At 67.0% G+C, this 16,123-nt stretch carries 5 protein-coding genes and 1 tRNA gene; 3 read left to right on the top strand and 3 right to left on the bottom strand.

Translation table 11 applies throughout. The annotated features are described in order from the left end of the window. Positions 1–277: 277 nt before the first annotated feature. The 3 genes from DVDV_RS09820 to DVDV_RS09830 form a co-directional block, all read right to left on the bottom strand. Positions 278–8,956 (bottom strand): glucoamylase family protein, encoded by an 8,679-nt coding sequence (locus DVDV_RS09820; RefSeq protein ID WP_217694127.1) that lies wholly within the window; start codon positions 8,954–8,956, stop codon positions 278–280. A gap of 665 nt (positions 8,957–9,621) precedes the next feature. After that, positions 9,622–9,969 (bottom strand): hypothetical protein, encoded by a 348-nt coding sequence (locus DVDV_RS09825; RefSeq protein WP_075354498.1) that lies wholly within the window; start codon positions 9,967–9,969, stop codon positions 9,622–9,624. A 156-nt stretch (positions 9,970–10,125) separates the two neighbouring features. Next, a tRNA-Lys gene (locus tag DVDV_RS09830) sits at positions 10,126–10,201 on the bottom strand. Positions 10,202–10,378: 177 nt separating this feature from the next. Here DVDV_RS09830 and ricT point away from each other — a divergent pair. The 3 genes from ricT to DVDV_RS09845 all read left to right on the top strand — a co-directional run bounded on the left by ricT (position 10,379) and on the right by DVDV_RS09845 (position 15,703). Then, positions 10,379–11,758 carry a stage 0 sporulation family protein gene (gene ricT, locus DVDV_RS09835; RefSeq protein WP_075354499.1) on the top strand — a complete coding sequence of 460 codons (1,380 nt, stop codon included), beginning with the start codon at positions 10,379–10,381 and terminating at the stop codon, positions 11,756–11,758. Beyond that, on the top strand, positions 11,755–13,710 hold the full coding sequence (gene metG, locus DVDV_RS09840; RefSeq protein ID WP_075354500.1) for a methionine--tRNA ligase: 1,956 nt from the start codon (positions 11,755–11,757) through the stop codon (positions 13,708–13,710). The genes ricT and metG overlap by 4 nt, the downstream gene beginning before the upstream one ends. A 178-nt stretch (positions 13,711–13,888) precedes the next feature. Beyond that, positions 13,889–15,703: a methyl-accepting chemotaxis protein gene (locus DVDV_RS09845; RefSeq protein WP_075354501.1), complete on the top strand. Its 1,815-nt coding sequence runs from the start codon at positions 13,889–13,891 to the stop codon at positions 15,701–15,703. Positions 15,704–16,123: the final 420 nt, after the last annotated feature.

The raw sequence follows: 16,123 nt of genomic DNA on the forward strand, positions 1-16,123 counted from the left end.
GAGCCGGACACTTGTCATGCTGCTTGCCGGGCGCGTTCGCGCGGCCGGCGGCATGGTACAGCCGGGTGAGACATCGGGATCGTGCGTGATGCTCTTTTGGTACTGCGGCCGACAGGAGGCAATCTTGTCCTGTTGCGGCTGGCAGTTGTTGGCCTGAAGCATTGTTTTTCCGGTCAAGGGGCAACGTGGTTGCGCTCGTTTGCCCTGTTCCGGGACGTGGCAGCGTGGCGGCGGCCGGCCGGGCCTTCCGGTCCGGCCGGCTGCCGCCGCCATGATGTCAGCGGACATCCACCTCGACGTAGTGTTCCTGGCGGTCGTCCGCCAACGGGATGAGGCCCTGGGCGGCCCCGCTGGCGTCCCGGGCGACGCTGGCCATGTCTGCGCCGTCAAGGCGCACCCGCAGGCCCGGTTCTGGCTGGTCCTGGCTGCGCCTGACCGTGATGTGGTAGACGGTGTCGCGGTGGCGGTAGTGGATTTTGTAGGAATCCCAGTGGGGCGGCAGGCAGGGCGCGATGCGCAGGCGGTCCACCTCCAGGGTGAGCCCGAGCAGCGTTTCCACGGTCAGCCGGTACATCCAGCCCGCCGCCCCGGTGTACCAGGTCCAGCCGCCCCGGCCGGTATGGGGCGGTGCGGCGTAGAGGTCGGCGCTCATGACATAGGGCTCGACCTTGTAACGGGCGACTTTCTCCGGGCTGTCCCCGTGGGCCACGGGACTGAGCAGGGCGAACAGTTCCCAGGCCCGTTCCCGCTCGCCAAGCCGGGCCAGGGCCATGGCCGCCCAGATGGCGGCATGGGTGTATTGCCCGCCGTTTTCCCGCACCCCGGGCACGTAGCCCTTGATGTAGCCCGGCTCCAGGCTTGAGGTGTCAAAGGGCGGGGCCAGCAGTTTGACCAGTCCGTCATTTCGGGACACCAGCCGCTGGTCCACAGCGGCCATGGCCTGGCGGGACCGGCCGGGATCGCCGCCGCCCGAAAGGACGGACCAGCTCTGGCTGATGGAGTCGATCTGGCATTCCTCGTTTTCCGCCGAGCCAAGCGGCGTGCCGTCGTCGAAGTAGGCCCGGCGGTACCAGTCGCCGTCCCAGGCCTGCCCCTCGATGTTGCCGCGCAGCAGGGACGCCTGGCCGACACAGGTTTCGGCCAGGAGGACATCCCCCCGGCGGCGGGCCAGCTCGGCAAAGAGGGTGAGGTTTTCGTAGAGGAAAAAGGCCAGCCAGACGCTTTCGCCCCGGCCTTCCCGGCCGACCAGATTCATGCCGTCGTTCCAGTCGCCGCAACCCATAAGCGGCAGGCCGTGCGTGCCAAACCGCAGCCCGTGCCGGATGGCCCGGGCGCAGTGCTCATACAGGCTGGCCGTTTCCGACGAACGCTGGGGCAGGTCGTAGTAGGCCTCCTCGTTGGGGTCGAGTTCGCGGCCTTCCAGGAAGGCCACCGGCTCATCGAGGACGCCGGTGTCGCCGGTGGTCAGCACGTAGCGGCTGGCGGCATAGGGGAGCCACAGGTAGTCGTCGGAGAAATGGGTACGCACGCCCTGGCCGTTGGGCGGATGCCACCAATGTTGCACGTCGCCCTGGAGAAACTGGCGTCCGGCGCACAACAGGAGCTGTTCGCGGGCAAGGCCGGGGGCGGCGTGGACCAGGGCCATGGTGTCCTGCAACTGGTCACGGAAGCCGTAGGCCCCGCCGGACTGGTAATAGCCGCTTCGCCCCCATAGACGGCACGACAGCGTCTGGTAGACGAGCCAGCCGTTGGCCAGCACGTCCAGGGCCGGGTCCGGGGTTTCCACGTTGACCGCGCCAAGGGTCCGGTTCCAGTGTTCCCAGACCCCTTCCAGGGCCTGGCGCGCGCCGGCCGGGCCGCCGAACCGCTCGATAAAGTACCGGGCCTCGTCATTGTCCCTTGCCGCGCCAAGGAGAAACACCACCTCGCGTTCCTCGCCCTCGGCCAGTTCGATCCGGGTCTGCAGGGCGGCGCAGGGGTCCAGCCCGGCCCCGGTATTGCCCGACAGCTGCTTGCGGCCCAAGGCGGCCGGGCTGGCCTGGGACCCGTTTCGGCCGAGGAACTCGGTCCGGTTGCCGGTCACCGACCGCTCGGTTTCGCTGACCTGGGCAAAGACGACGCGGCCGCCGCATTCCCGGCCATAGGCGTTTCGGGCAAAGAGCGCCCCGGTGAGCGGGTCTTTTTCGGTCACGATGTGCAGCAGGTTGGCGTGCCGCCATTCCCCGAGCACCAGTTCGAAGTAGCCGGTCAGGGACAGGCGGCGCGCATGCCTGGAATGGTTGCGCAGTTTGACCACCACGAATTTGACCGGCGCGTCCATGGCCACATAGACGGAGAGTTCCGAGGAGATGCCGGTTTCGTCATGCTCAAAGACGCTGTAGCCAAATCCGTGGCGGCACACCGTCCCGGACCGGCCAAGGGCCGGGAGGCCCGTTGGCGACCAGAAGGCCCCGGTGGCCTCGTCGCGCAGATAGAAGGCCTCGCCGCTCACGTCGCCGACCGGGTCGTTGTGCCAGGCGGTCAGGCGGAACTCGTGGGCGTTTCCCGCCCAGGTGTAGGCGCTGCCGCACTCGCTGACCACCGTGCCGATATGGGGGCTGGCGATGACGTTGGCCCAGGGCGCGGGCGTGGTCTGGCCGGGCTCCAGGGTCGTGACGTATTCGCGGCCGTCGGGCGTAAAGCCGCCCAGGCCGTTTTCAAAGATGCGCGAGCGCGCCGCCAGCGGCCAGACCGGTTCGACCGTCTGCCTTGGCGGGATGTCCAGGCGCTCGGGCAGACGCCGGACCGGGGCGCGTCGTTCCACCTGTTCGGCCAGGGTCTCGGCGGAATCGGTCACGATGACCCGGGCCACGGTCTGGAAGAGCACCCGGTCCTCTTCCGAGAGTTCCTCGGCCCGGCGCACGAAGATGCCGCCCGGGGTATCCAGGGCCGCCGCTTCCGGGCCGGCCTGGACAAGTCCCAGGATCCGGTCGTGCAGCACGGCCCGGTAGCCTGAGAAATCCTCGTTGATGATCACCAGGTCCGAGGCCAGGCCCTTCATCCGCCAATAGGCGTGGGCCTGGAGCATCTGCCGGACCAGATCGACGCGGTCAATGTCGCCGATGCGCACCAGGATGATCGGCAGATCGCCGGAGACGGCAAAGCGCCACAGGCCCGACTGACCCAGCTGGTTGCGGGCGATGACGCTTGGCGCGGCCCGGCGCAGGCCGTTGCCGAAGACCACCGAGGTGGCCAGTCGGCCGTAGACCTGGGCGTCGACTTCGGTTGCGCCGAGACGCCGCAGCACTTCCTGGCTCTGGAACCAGGCCATTTCAAAGGCGCGCTCCACAAAGTGCCGGTCGCCGTATTTTTCGATCACGGCCAGGGCCGCTTCGCGCGTGTCGGCCACGCCCGAGATGATCTGCACCGTGGCCGAGGCGTCCGGGGGCAGGGTGATGGTGCGGCGGATGGACACGATGGGGTCAAGGACCGAACCGTCGGTGCCGGACAGGGTGGCCGGGCCATCGCCGGCCTCCAGGGCCAGGGGATTGGCCGGGGTGCGGCCCCGGCCGATGAAGGCGGCCCGGTCGGTCTCAAAGGACGGGGAGCCGGCGTCCACGCCCGGGGCGGCAAACAGATGAAACAGCCAGGGGGTGCGTTCGTCTGGCGTCCGCCGCCGGCGGGTGCACAGGATGGCTTGCCGGTCGGGCAGGATTTCGGTCCGGACAAACAGGTTGCTGAAGGCCCGGTGGGCCAGATCGGCGTTATGCGGGGCCAGGACGACCTCGGCATAGCTGGTCATCTCGATATGCCGGGTGCGCGAGGACAGATTGGCCAGGGTGACCCGCCGGATCTCGACGTCGTCTTCCGGGGAAACACTCAGTTCGGTGTGGGTTTCGATGGCCTGGTCCTGGCGTCGGTATTCGGCCCGGGCCTGGCCAAAGGCCGCTTCGTAGGATTCGGCCGGGCGCAGGGTCGGCTGGTGGGCGGTTGACCAGTAACGGCCGGTGTCGGCATCGCGCAGATAGATAAACGTGCCCCAGGCGTCGCAGGTGGCGTCTTCGCGCCAGCGGGTGACGGCCAGGTCCTGCCAGCGGCTGTAGCCGCCGCCGGCGCTGGTGGCCATGACATGGTAGCGGCCGTTGGAGAGCAGGTGGACCTCGGGCAGGAGCGTATCGGGCTTGGTGAAGACACGCATGATCGAGCCTGATTCCGCCACCGGGGGATGGGCGCTGGCGCTGACCTCGGCGGCATGGGGATTGAGCGTGGCCCCGTCTTTGGGCACACGTTCCTCAAGCAGCGACTGGGTCGCCCGGACAAAGGGGAAGGACATGAAGCGCCGCTGCATGGGCTCCCCAAGCAGGACCTGGACAAAGGACAACAGGCTCATGCCCTGGTGGTGGGCCATAAAGGCGCGCACCACGGCGTGGTGTTTCCCCCGGGGAACCCGGGCGGGGGTGTAGTCCACGGCCTCGTAAAAGCCCTGCCGGCCGAGGAACCCTTCGGCGGACAGCCGTTCCAGGTTGCGGCAGGCTTCCCCGGGGGCCACCAGCAAGGCCAGGGCGCTGGCATAGGGCGCGATGACCAGATCGTCGCCAAGGCCCCGCTTGAATCCCAGCCCCGGCACGCCAAAGGCCCGGTATTGGTAGGCCTGGTTGAGGTCCACGGCATTGTAGCAGGATTCGGAAATGCCCCAGGGCACGGCCCGTTGCCGGCCGTATTCGATCTGGCGCGACACGGCGGCCCGGCAGGTCTGGTCGAGCAGGGTGTTGGCGTAGCTTGGCATGACCAGTTGGGGCATGAGGTACTCAAACATCGACCCGCTCCAGGAGATGAGGCTCGGATCGCCGCCATGGCTGGTCAACAGCCGGCCCAGGGAAAACCAGTGCTTTTGCGGGGCCTGGCCTTCGGCAATGAGCAAAAAGCTGGTCAGCCGGGCTTCCGAGGCGAGCAGGTCGTAGCAGGACGGATCGCGGCGGCGCTCGCCCACGTCGTAGCCGATGGCCAGCAGGTCGCGCGTGGTGTCGTAGAGGAATTCGAAATCCATGGCCGCCAGCTCCCGACAGCGGCACAGCAGGTCGTCGATGTGGCCAAGCCGGGCAATGGCGGCCGTTGCCCGGGGCACGGCCGGGGCGGTGCCGCCTCCGGGGGCCGGTGTGTGGGCCGCGTCCTCCCGGGCCAGGGCGGAGAGCGTCGGGTTGTCGCTGCGCCGGGCCGGATCGGGGCAAAGCAGATGCAGGTCTTCCCGCAGGGCGCGCACCTGCCCGTCAAAGGCCCGGACCCAGTAGGCCAGTTCGCCGGCTGCCCCGGCGTCCGTTGGCAGATCGGCCAGCAGGGCGGCGCTTTGGCCGCCAAGGTCGGCCAGGAGCGTCTCGGCCGTGGCCAGCGAGCGCACCGGGCCGTTGTCGCAACAGGTTCTGAGCCTGTCGCGCAACTGCCCGATCTGCCGGGCCAGTTCCCCGGCGCGGGCGCTTGGGGCCTGTTCGGCCAGCACGCCCAGAGTATCTTCCAGTCCGCGAATCGCGGCCGGCGAAAGCACCGGCTGCTCCTTCACCTCGGCCAGCCCGGCCTGCAAGGTGAGCAGACAGCCGGCCAGATTGCCGCTGTCCACGGTGGAGACGTATTGCGGCCGCAGGGGGGCGAGCGTCCGGGTGTCGTACCAGTTGTAGAAATGGCCCCGGTAGCGGGTCAGCTTTTCCATGGCCGTCAGGGTGTTTTCCGTGCGCGAAAGGAACTCCCCGGCGCACAGATAGCCGAAATCATAGGCCGCCTGATTGGCCAGCAAGGCCATGCCGATGTTGGTCGGCGAGGTCCGCGAGGCCAGCATGGCGGTCGGGTATTCCTGGAAATTGTCCGGCGGCAGCCAGTTGTCCAGCGGTCCGACAAAGTCGGCGAAATAGCGCCAGGTGCGCCGGGCCATGCCGCGCAGAAAGATCCGTTGGTCAAGGGTCAAAACCTGCTTCGGGGCGGCCAGGGGGCGGCTTAACCACCAGGCGGCCGCCGGCGCGAGCAGCCACAGGAGCAGGATCGGCGCGCAGGCCGGCAGGCCCGCCGGCCGCCCGAAGGCCAGGGCCAGGGCCAGGGTCGCGGCCAGGGCCGGAGCAAACCACATCTCCATGACAAAATCGGCCAGGGTGCAGCGGGCGTTTCGCCGGGCATAGGCCGGTCCGTGCCACAGGAGCAGGCCGCGCCGGGTGAACAGCATCCGCAGGCCCGAGCCGGCCATGGCGTCGAGGCCAAGCAGGGCGTCGTAGGGCAAAAAGGTCAGGGTCAGGAGGGCCAGCAGGAACGGGCGGGCGGCAGACCGGCAGGTGTGGTGCAGATGGGCCGGCCAGGAGCGTTCTTCGGGCTTGCGGATCAGTTCGAGGACGGCTGCGGGCAGGCTCGGCAAGAAGACCACGGCCAACACGGCCAGCGTCCAGTACCAGGCCGGACCCGGACCAAGGAGCCAGCCCACGGCCAACAGGGCGCACAGGGCGGGGGCCACGAGGCTTCGGCGCAGATTGTCGCACAGCTTCCACACCGACAGGGCGGTCAGGGGATTGCGCTGCCGCCGGGCCTTGGCCCCGTCCCGACCGGCAGGGCCGGGCACGCGCGGCAACAGCCAGTCGGCCAGTTGCCAGTCGCCGCGTATCCAGCGGTGCCGCCGGCTGGCGTCGGCGGCATAGCTGGCCGGATGCTCCTCGATAAGGTCCACGTCGGTGACCAGGGCGGAACGGGCATAGCCGCTCTCCAGGAGATCGTGGCTCAGGATGCGGTTTTCCGGGAACCGGCCGTCCACGGCCAGCCGGAAGGCGTCCACATCGTAGATGCCCTTGCCGATAAACGAGCCCTCGCCGAAAATGTCCTGGTAGGCGTCGGACACCTCCCGGGTATAGGGATCGATGCCGGCATCGCCGGCGTAGAGCCGGGAAAAGCGCGACTGGCCGGCGCTGGTCAGGCTGATGGACACCCGGGGCTGCAGGATGGCGTAGCCGTCGACCACCCGTCCCCTGGCCGGGTCATAGACCGGGCGGTTGAGCGGATGGGCCATGTTGCCGACCAGGGCGCGGGCCGCGTCGCGGGGCAGCTGGGTGTCGGTGTCCAGGGTGATGGCATAGCGGATGGAGGCGAAAAGGGAGGCGTCGCCCACGATTTCGGAAAAGGCGGACCCGGCCTCCCCGCGCAGCAGGGCGTTGAACTGCTCGAGCTTGCCGCGTTTTCGCTCAAAGCCCATCCAGGTCTTTTCGTAGGGATTATAGACCCGGGGCCGGTGCAACAGGAAAAAGATGCAGGGCCGGTCGTCGCGGTAGGTGGCATTGAGCGCCATAACCGCCGTGCGGGCGGCTTCGATGAGCGCGGCGTCGCCCGGCAGGGTGGGGGTGGCGGCATCGGGAAAATCCGTCAGCAGGGCGAAAAAGAGATTGGGGTCGCGGTTGCCGAGGTAGCGGATCTCCAGGGCTTCGAGCAGGACTTCGACGTCCTGGAGGGAACCAAGCAGGGTGGGGACGATCACCATGGTGCGGTGGGCGTCCGGGATGCCTTTGGAAAAATCCAGCCGGGGCAGGGCGCGCGGCGACAGGATCAGCGTGGCGGTCAGGTTGACCAGCGGCACGGCCAGGGCCGAACCGCCGAGCGCGCCGGCCAGGCCGAGGAGCCAGTAGCGCCAGTCGGCCGGGGCCGGGCCGCCAAACGCGGCCAGGATGGCCCAGACCACCACGGTGGTCAGGAAGGCGATGCAGCCGAGGTAGCCGGCCAGACGGCTTCGGCCTCCCAACCGGCCGGCCAGGGAGGCTGGCGACGGGCGGCAGCCCACGGCCCGCTCCAGGCTTTTGCGTCCGTGGTCGAGCAGGTAATAGCCGACATGGGCGGACCGGTCGCCTGGCCCGGACAGCTGGGCTGCGGCCCGGGCCAGGGAAATGGCCTGCCGGGCCACGGCCGGCTCGCTTTGGCGGCTGCCCCGGGCCACATTTTCAACGACATGGCGGTAGCGGTCCCGGGTGGCAAAATCCTGCAGGGCGTGCATCCCGGCCGGGTCTTCCCGCAAGGTCTGTTCCACGACGCTTAAGGACTCGACGTATTCCCGCCAGTCCATGGCTCCGATAAAGCGCAGGCTGCCGATGCTGTTGGCGATGGAAAGCTGGTTGGTGGCGGCGGTGCGGCCGGCGGCCTCGGAAAGCTGGGTGGCGGTGACGCCTTGTTCGAGGAGTTTTTGGGCCACCCAGGTCTGGATAAAGGCCATGGACGCGCCCTGGGTCTGGAGCCTGGAGTGGAATTCCTCCACAAACGGCGCAGTCAGCGGCACATCGGCCGTGGCAAACTCGGCCAGGAGCAAAATGAGCTTTTTGGGCTCCTTCTCGGCCGTGGCCAGCATCCGGTCGGCCCAGACCACGGCCGCGTCGCGTTCCTCGCGCCGTCTGGCAATGCGCAGCCCCACGCGCCGGAGGTTTTCCAGCACCGCCAGCTGCAGCATGATCGGGAAGGCCCACAATTCGCCAAGGGTCAGCGGTTCGACGGTCTGGTAGGCCGCGACGAACTGGGTGGCGTTGTCGTTGTCGATGCGCCCGTCCATGTGCGAGATCAGTTCCAGGGCCAGATCGTAGATGCGGGGAAATCCGGTCAACGGCCCGGTGGCCAGACGCGGCAACTGGCGGCTGTAGCCGCGCGGCAGATGCCGTCTGGCCAGCCCGACCTGCTGTTCGATCAGATAGAAGTTGTCCAGAAGCCAGGCTTCGGCCGGCACGATCCGCCCGCCCTCGGTGGCCGCCTCGGTCACGACGGCATAGGCCGCCCGCAACACCCGGGCGTTGTCGGCCAGCCGGGGCAGCAGCATATCCGGTCCGTGATGCGGGTCGAGGGTGTGCAGGCCGGCCAGTTTGGCGGCATGGAGCGTGAGCTGGTTGAGGCTAAAAAGTTCGGAACGCAGCAGTTCGGTATTCTTGTCGTTTCGCAGGGCGTGGCGGGCCCGTGTGTTCAATGCAAAATCCTTGATGCTCATGATGGTTTCCTTGATCGAATCCGGGACCCGAAGCGCCACTGATTCCTCATGTATGCTGGCAAAGAGCGTTGGCCGGCGGTGTTGGCCGAAAAACCGTTTCAGGAGTCGCCAGCCGGCTCTTGGGGGCTGGCGAGGGCGTTGGCGGCCCGGCCGCGGCCGGGCCCAGGACCGTTACGGACCCTTGGCCGGGCCGGCGGCGGGCGGGTGGCGGATACGTTTTGCCGGATGCGGCCGGGCTGCTCCCGGAAGCACAGGAGCGGATCGCCCCAGGTCGGGCGGTCGGGGCCTGAAGCCGGCCTGTCTTTAGGGCCCCGGGTTCCCGGTTGTCAGGAAGCGCGTTGTCCGCCCCTTCTGGGATTGTTGCTCCATGCCCCTTAAATAATAGAACAAGCTACTGTATGTCGGCCGTCCTGAGGCTTGAGTCCCATGGTATACGGTACCAGAGTGGTATGGCGTTGTCATGGAGTATTGAGACTTTGGTGGGATTTACATTGCGGGCGGCTGCCGGATATTGGCGCAGGAGTTGCGCAACATATTGCTGCATCCGGGCAGGGCCTGACTATAAGCCGGCAGAAGTATTGGAGTTGGCCTGATGCCGCCCGCTTGGGCCGCGTCGTGTCGTGTCGGGGAGGGGCGGGGGTCTTCGGACCCGCTGCGGGGTGCTTTTATTGCGACGTCGACTGGGCCGGCCGTTGCGTTGCCCGGCCCTGGTAGCGGCCGTGGGCATCGTAGACGCGGGTGTTGCCGTTGTCGTCGGTCATGACGCGCCCGACATAGCGGCCGTGCGGGTCGTACAGGTTTTTTTGCCCGGGGTTGGCCGTGTTCGTCGTGGCCCGGCCTTGGTACCGGCCCTTGGCGTCGTACAAGCGCGTCTGGTCGCCGGCCGGGGCCAGGGTGGCGAAGGACGCCACGAGGAGCAGGGCCAGGAGTGCCGGGAGCAGGCGGCCCCGCGCGGCAGGGGTAGAGCGGCGATTCCCGGAATTTTCCAGCCAATCGGCAGCACGTTTGACCATACCGATCCATTGTCCATGGCCGGGCCGAAGTCAAGCCCGGGCCCCGTGCCGCGCCTTGCCCCGGCCCATCGGTGGAAGCCACGCCCGACTGCCCGGAGGGCAAAAGCGCCAACGCAAAAGGGGTCCCGGCTATAAACCGGAACCCCTTGAAATCTCTGGTGGGCCATCAAGGACTCGAACCTTGAACCAACGGATTAAGAGTCCGCTGCTCTACCAATTGAGCTAATGGCCCGCGCTGCACTCATGCGCGGCGAAGACGTGGTCTACGCAGGAGGGGGGAGTTTGTCAACGACTTTGTGCGAAAAATATTACGGCCCGGTGACGCCATTTGCCGTTTGACAGGATATGGAGTATAAGCCTCGTTTGGGTGATGATTACCGCCGCGGCGCGGCGCATACATAGGGCGTACATGAGCCATATCCTCGGCATCAAGTTCCGTGACCACGGACAGGTTTACTATTTCGAATCCGGCCCCTTTGTGGTGGCCATGGGCGACGATGTGCTCGTCCAGACCGAACAGGGCCTCGGCATGGGACGGGTCGTCGTCGTGCGCGACGATCCGCCCGAGGCAGCCACCGAACAGGAACTCAAACCCATCTTCCGGATGCCCACCCAGGAAGACATCGATGCCCGCCGCGAGAACGACCAGCTCGGCCGCGAAGCCCACACCTTGTGCCGCCGCTGCATCGAAACCAGAAATCTGGAGATGAAGCTCGTGGACGTGGAAGTGCTCCACGACCGCAGCAAGATCGTCTTTTATTTCACCGCGCCCGGCCGCGTCGATTTTCGCGAACTGGTCAAGGATCTGGTCAAGGCCTACCATACCCGCATCGAACTGCGCCAGATCGGCGTGCGCCACGAGACGCAAATGCTCGGGGCCATCGGCAATTGCGGCCAGATCTGCTGCTGCCGCCGGTTCATGCGCAAGTTCGCCCCGGTCACCATCAAGATGGCCAAGGAACAGAACCTGTTTCTCAATCCCACCAAGATTTCCGGCATTTGCGGGCGGCTTTTGTGCTGCCTGTCCTTTGAGCAGGAAAACTACGAGCAGTTCCAGAGGAAATGTCCCCGGGTCGGCAAGAAGTTCGCCACCGCCTTTGGCATGGCCAAGGTGCTGCGCACCAACCTCTTTCGCGAAACCGTCACCGTCCTTGACGAGGCCGGCGACGAACGCGAAATGACCGTGGAGGAATGGACCCAGGCCGTGGAAAACCGCCCGGTTGCGCCCGAAGGCGTCATCGAGGCCCCCGACGGTTCCCGCCCCGACGCCCCGCGCTCCGAACCGGTCCGGGTCGAGCCGGCCCGGCCCGAAGCCCGGACGCCGTCGCCCCGGCCCGAATCCGGCCGCTCCGCCCCCCGGGGCGAATCCCGGCGTGGGGCGAACCGTGACCAGGGCCGCGATCCGGCCCGCGACCAGGGCCGTGAACCGGGCCGTGAGCACGGCCGCGATCCGGCCCGCGACACCGAGCGCCGCCGGGGCCGCGAACAGGGACCGCCGGCCGCCTCCGGCCCGGCCGCCGTACCCGGCGCTCCCGACAGCGCCGTCGCTGCCGTCCCATCCGCCGCTCCCGGCAAGGACGCCGCCTCGGCCGGTCCCAACCAGCCGGCCGGCGAAGGCCGCGAAGGAGCCGGACGCTCCTCGCGCCGTGGCCGCCGTCCCGGCCGCCGTCCCCCGCGTCCCGGCGGCGAGGCCGCTCCCGACCAGCAGCAACACAATCGTTCGCGGCCAAAACGCCCGGACGCCCGCCAAGGCGGCAAACCTTCCCGTGAACCGGAGAGCGGATCGTGAATCGTTTTTTCATCACCACGCCCATTTACTACGTCAATGCCAAGCCGCACCTCGGCCATGCCTATACCACCATCGTGGCCGACGCCCTGGCCCGGTTTCATGCCCTGTGCGGCGAGGACGTCTTTTTCCTGACCGGCACCGATGAACACGGCGACAAGATCGCCGAGGCCGCGGCCAAGGCCGGACAGACGCCCAAGGAATACGCCGACGCCATAAGCGGCCTGTTCTCCAACCTGTGGCCGACCCTTGGCATCACGCCGACGCGCTTTATCCGCACCACCGACGCCGACCATATCGCGGCCGTCAAGCGCGCCCTGCAGCTGGTCTACGACAAGGGCGACATCTACTTCGGCGAATACGGCGGCCACTACTGCAAGGGCTGCGAGCGGTTTCTGACCGAAAAGGAACTGGTCGACGGCCTGTGCCCGGACCACAAGGTCAAGCCGGACTACATCGCCGAGAAGAACTACTTCTTTCGCATGTCCAAGTACCAGGGCCAGCTGCTCGACCACATCAAGGCCAACCCGGATTTCATCCGCCCGCGCCAGTACCGAAACGAAGTGGTCAGCCTGCTCGAATCCGGGGCGCTCGACGACCTGTGCATCTCCCGGCCGAAATCCCGCCTGACCTGGGGCGTGGAGCTGCCCTTTGACCCCAATTTCGTCACCTACGTCTGGTTCGATGCGCTCATAAACTACCTGACCGCCGTGGGCTGGCCCGATGCCCCGGAGTTCCCGGCCTGGTGGGGCGCGGCCGAACATCTGGTGGCCAAGGATATCTTAAAGCCCCATGCCGTGTTCTGGCCCACCATGCTTTTGGCCATGGGCCTGCCGCTTTACAAGCGCTTGAATGTCCACGGCTATTGGCTGGTGCGCGACACCAAGATGTCCAAGTCCCTGGGCAACGTCGTCGAACCGGCAGCCATGGCCGCCCGGGCCGGCCTGTCCGGGATGCGCTATTTCCTTTTGCGCGAGATGGTTTTCGGCGCGGACGCGAGCTTTACCGACGAGGCCTTTGTCGGCCGCTTCAACGCCGATCTGGCCAACGATCTGGGCAATCTGGCCAACCGCACCCTGGCCATGGCGGCCAAGTATTTCGGCAGCGTCATGCCGGCCGATGCGGCATCCGATTGCGTCGATGACGATCTGGCCCAGCTGGCCGAGGCGGCAGTGGCCAATTATATGACGCTTTTTGGCTCGGCCCAGTTCTCCCGGGCCCTGGACGCCCTGTGGGAACTCGTGCGCGGACTCAATAAATACGTCGACGCCACGGCCCCCTGGACGCTTTTCAAGGAAGGCCGCACCGACCGGCTGGCCACCGTCATGCGCACTGTCTTTGGCGGCCTGCGCAAGGTGGCCGTCTGCCTGCTGCCGGTTATGCCCGAGGCGGCAACCACGCTTCTGACCCAACTCGGCCAGGACCCGGCCGCCGTCAATCTGGCCGACGAAGCCGGCGCGTTTGCCCCGCTGCCCGCCGGAACCCAGGTGGCCCTGACCTCCAATCTGTTCCCCCGCCTGGAGGTCGCGGCCAAGGACGAACCCGCCCCGGCCGCCCCCAAGGCCAAAGCCGCCAAAGAGGCCGGCAAGGCCAAGGACAAGGCCCCGGCCGCCAAGCCCGGACCAGCGGCGGAAGTGGACTACGAGGACTTTGCCAAGCTCGATCTGCGCCTGGGCAATGTTTTGTCCGTGGCCCCGGTGCCCGGAGCCGACCGCCTCTATGCCGTGTCCGTGGACATCGGCGAGGACGCGCCCCGGCAGGTGGTGGCCGGACTGGCCGAACACTTCAAGCCCGAAGAACTGGTCGGCCGGCAGGTCACCCTGGTTGCCAACCTCAAGCCCAGAAAGCTGCGCGGGGTCGTTTCCCATGGCATGATCCTGGCCGTGCGCCATGCCGGCGGCATGGCCCTGGTCGCGGCCTCGGTCCCGGTTGCTCCGGGAGATCGCGTCTCCTAGGCGACAATTCCGTTTTTTGTAAAAAACGCGATCTGTTGCAGGCCGTTGACTTGGCGCTGCCGTGTGATACGTTTCCTTGAAATCGTTCCGGTTCTTGTGTGCCGGCCGGTCGGACCACGTGGGGTGGGTCTGATCGGCCGCCACCTCTTTCCCTTCCCATTTGTGTCACGGGGGGCGTATGCGTGTATCCCTACAGTTGCGGCTGACCCTGACCACCATCATCGGTTTTGCCCTTGTCGTCCTGGCCGCCAATGTCGCCGCCAACTGGCGGCTCTCCAGTCTCACCGATACGGCCAAGGCCTCCCTGGCCCGGGTCGAACGCGACCTGGGCAGCGCCGACCAAAGCGCCGCCCGGGCCGATCTGGCCGCCTTGTCCAAGCTGCTCGACGCCATGCCGGGCGAGACCCTGACCGCCTCGTCCGCAACCAGTCTGGCCTGCGCCGCCATTATTGTGGCCCTGTTCCTGGCCCTGCTTGGCCGCCATCTCATGCGCCCCCTGGACCTGTTGGCCGGCTACGCCACCCGGGTGGGCGAGGGCCGGGTGGAGCGGCTCCCGGACGATCCACGCTTCATCGGCCGTCTGGGCCTCCTGCGCCAAAGCCTGGAAACCATGGTGGCGAACCTGGAAAGCCAGCTTACCCTGGCCAAGGGCCGTGCCGCCGAGATCGAAGCCCACGCCGCAGCCGCTGAAAAAGCCTCCCGCGAGGCCCGCCGGGCCGTTAAAAAGGATGAAGCCAGACGCCTGGGCATGCTCGGGGCCGGCGAAACCCTGGAAACCGTGGCCGACTCCATCAAGGAAGCCACCAGCTCCCTTCGCCAGGAAGCCCGCGATGTCTCGTCCGGGGCGGAAGAGCAGAAGACCTGCATCGATGAAACCGCCGATTCCGTGTCCGTCATGGTGGACGCCACGGTGGCCGTGGCCAAAAGCGCCGAACAGGCCGCCTCCGCCGCCGAAGAGGCCCGACGCCGGGCCGCCGAAGGAGCCTCGGTCGTGGACGATTCGGTGGCGGCCATCGGCAGGGTTTCCACCCTGGCTGCCGCCCTCAAGTCCAACATGGCCGACCTCGGCCGCCAGGCCGAATCCATCGGCGAGGTCATGACCGTCATCTCCGATATCGCCGACCAGACCAATCTGCTGGCCCTCAATGCCGCCATCGAGGCCGCCCGCGCCGGCGAGGCCGGACGCGGTTTCGCCGTCGTGGCCGACGAGGTGCGAAAGCTGGCCGAAAAAACCATGACCGCCACCGCCGAAGTCGGCAAGGTCATCCAGGCCATCCAAAGCGGCACGTTCGAAAACATCCGCCACATGGATCAGGCCGCCGGCGCCGTGGACGACGCCACCACCCTGGCCGGCCAGTCCCGGGCCGCCCTTGGCCAGATCGTCACCCTGTCCGGCGACGCCTCCGCCCAGGTCGTCTCCATCGCCAAGGCCTCGGATGAACAGGTGGCCGCCAGCGAACGCATCCAGTCGGCCATCGAACGCATCCGCGACCTGTCCGGCCGCACCACCGACGGCATGGTCCGTTCCGCCGCCACCATCGAAGCCCTCGGCGGTGAAATCGAAGAACTCATCAAATTAAACGGCGTCTTCAAATTGATCGGCCAGGGAGCCGCCCAGGATGCCGTCGAAACCCTGGCCGGCGCACCCGAAATGGCCGCACTGGACCGCTCCGTAATGGAACGCCTCATGCGCCAGGCCCTGGCCCAAAATACCTTCCTGGAACTCCTCTACGCCACTGACGCCGCCGGCGTCCAAGTCACGGAAAATATCGCTCCCGCCCACTTCCGCGCCGCCTCGCGAGCCTCCATGGTCGGCAAGAACTGGTCCACCCGCCCCTGGTTCACCGGCGTCGTGACCAACCAGGATACCTCCATTTCCCCCATCTACATGTCCGAAGCCTCCAACGAATACTGCCTCACCATCTCCACCCCCATCCGCATCGACGACCGTATCGTCGGCGTGCTCGGAGCCGATATCAAGGTGTTCGGGTAGGGATGGGGATGGGAAGGTAAAGGCGAAAACGAAGGCGAAGAGGCCTCCGGCGGCCGGGGGGATGATCCCCCCGGACCCCTGCTCCTGGTTTGTAAGCGGGTGCAGGTTTGGAGGGCGGGTCGGTGGGTATGCGTGCGTGAGAGAATGGGGTCTGGGATTTGGCTGGCGGTTGCGGCCGGAAGCCGCCCGCAACCGCCAGCCAAATCCCAGACCCCAACTCGCCAGCGTCCGGGGCGGTTTTGCGCGATCAAAGCCTCGCGCAAAACCGCCCCGGACGCATTTCTGAAATATGGGCAGGTGTTTTTTTTGAAAACGCAAGTGTCTTTCCGAAAGAGCAAGCGCTCCCGCGCCCTACAGTCTTTCCCCACTCCCGCATCCGCAACAGTTCCTTACCCCGTCCACACCATCGACCCCCTTTCA

The sequence above is a fragment of the Desulfovibrio sp. DV genome, assembly GCF_001936595.1.
In the GTDB taxonomy this organism is placed as follows: domain Bacteria; phylum Desulfobacterota; class Desulfovibrionia; order Desulfovibrionales; family Desulfovibrionaceae; genus Solidesulfovibrio.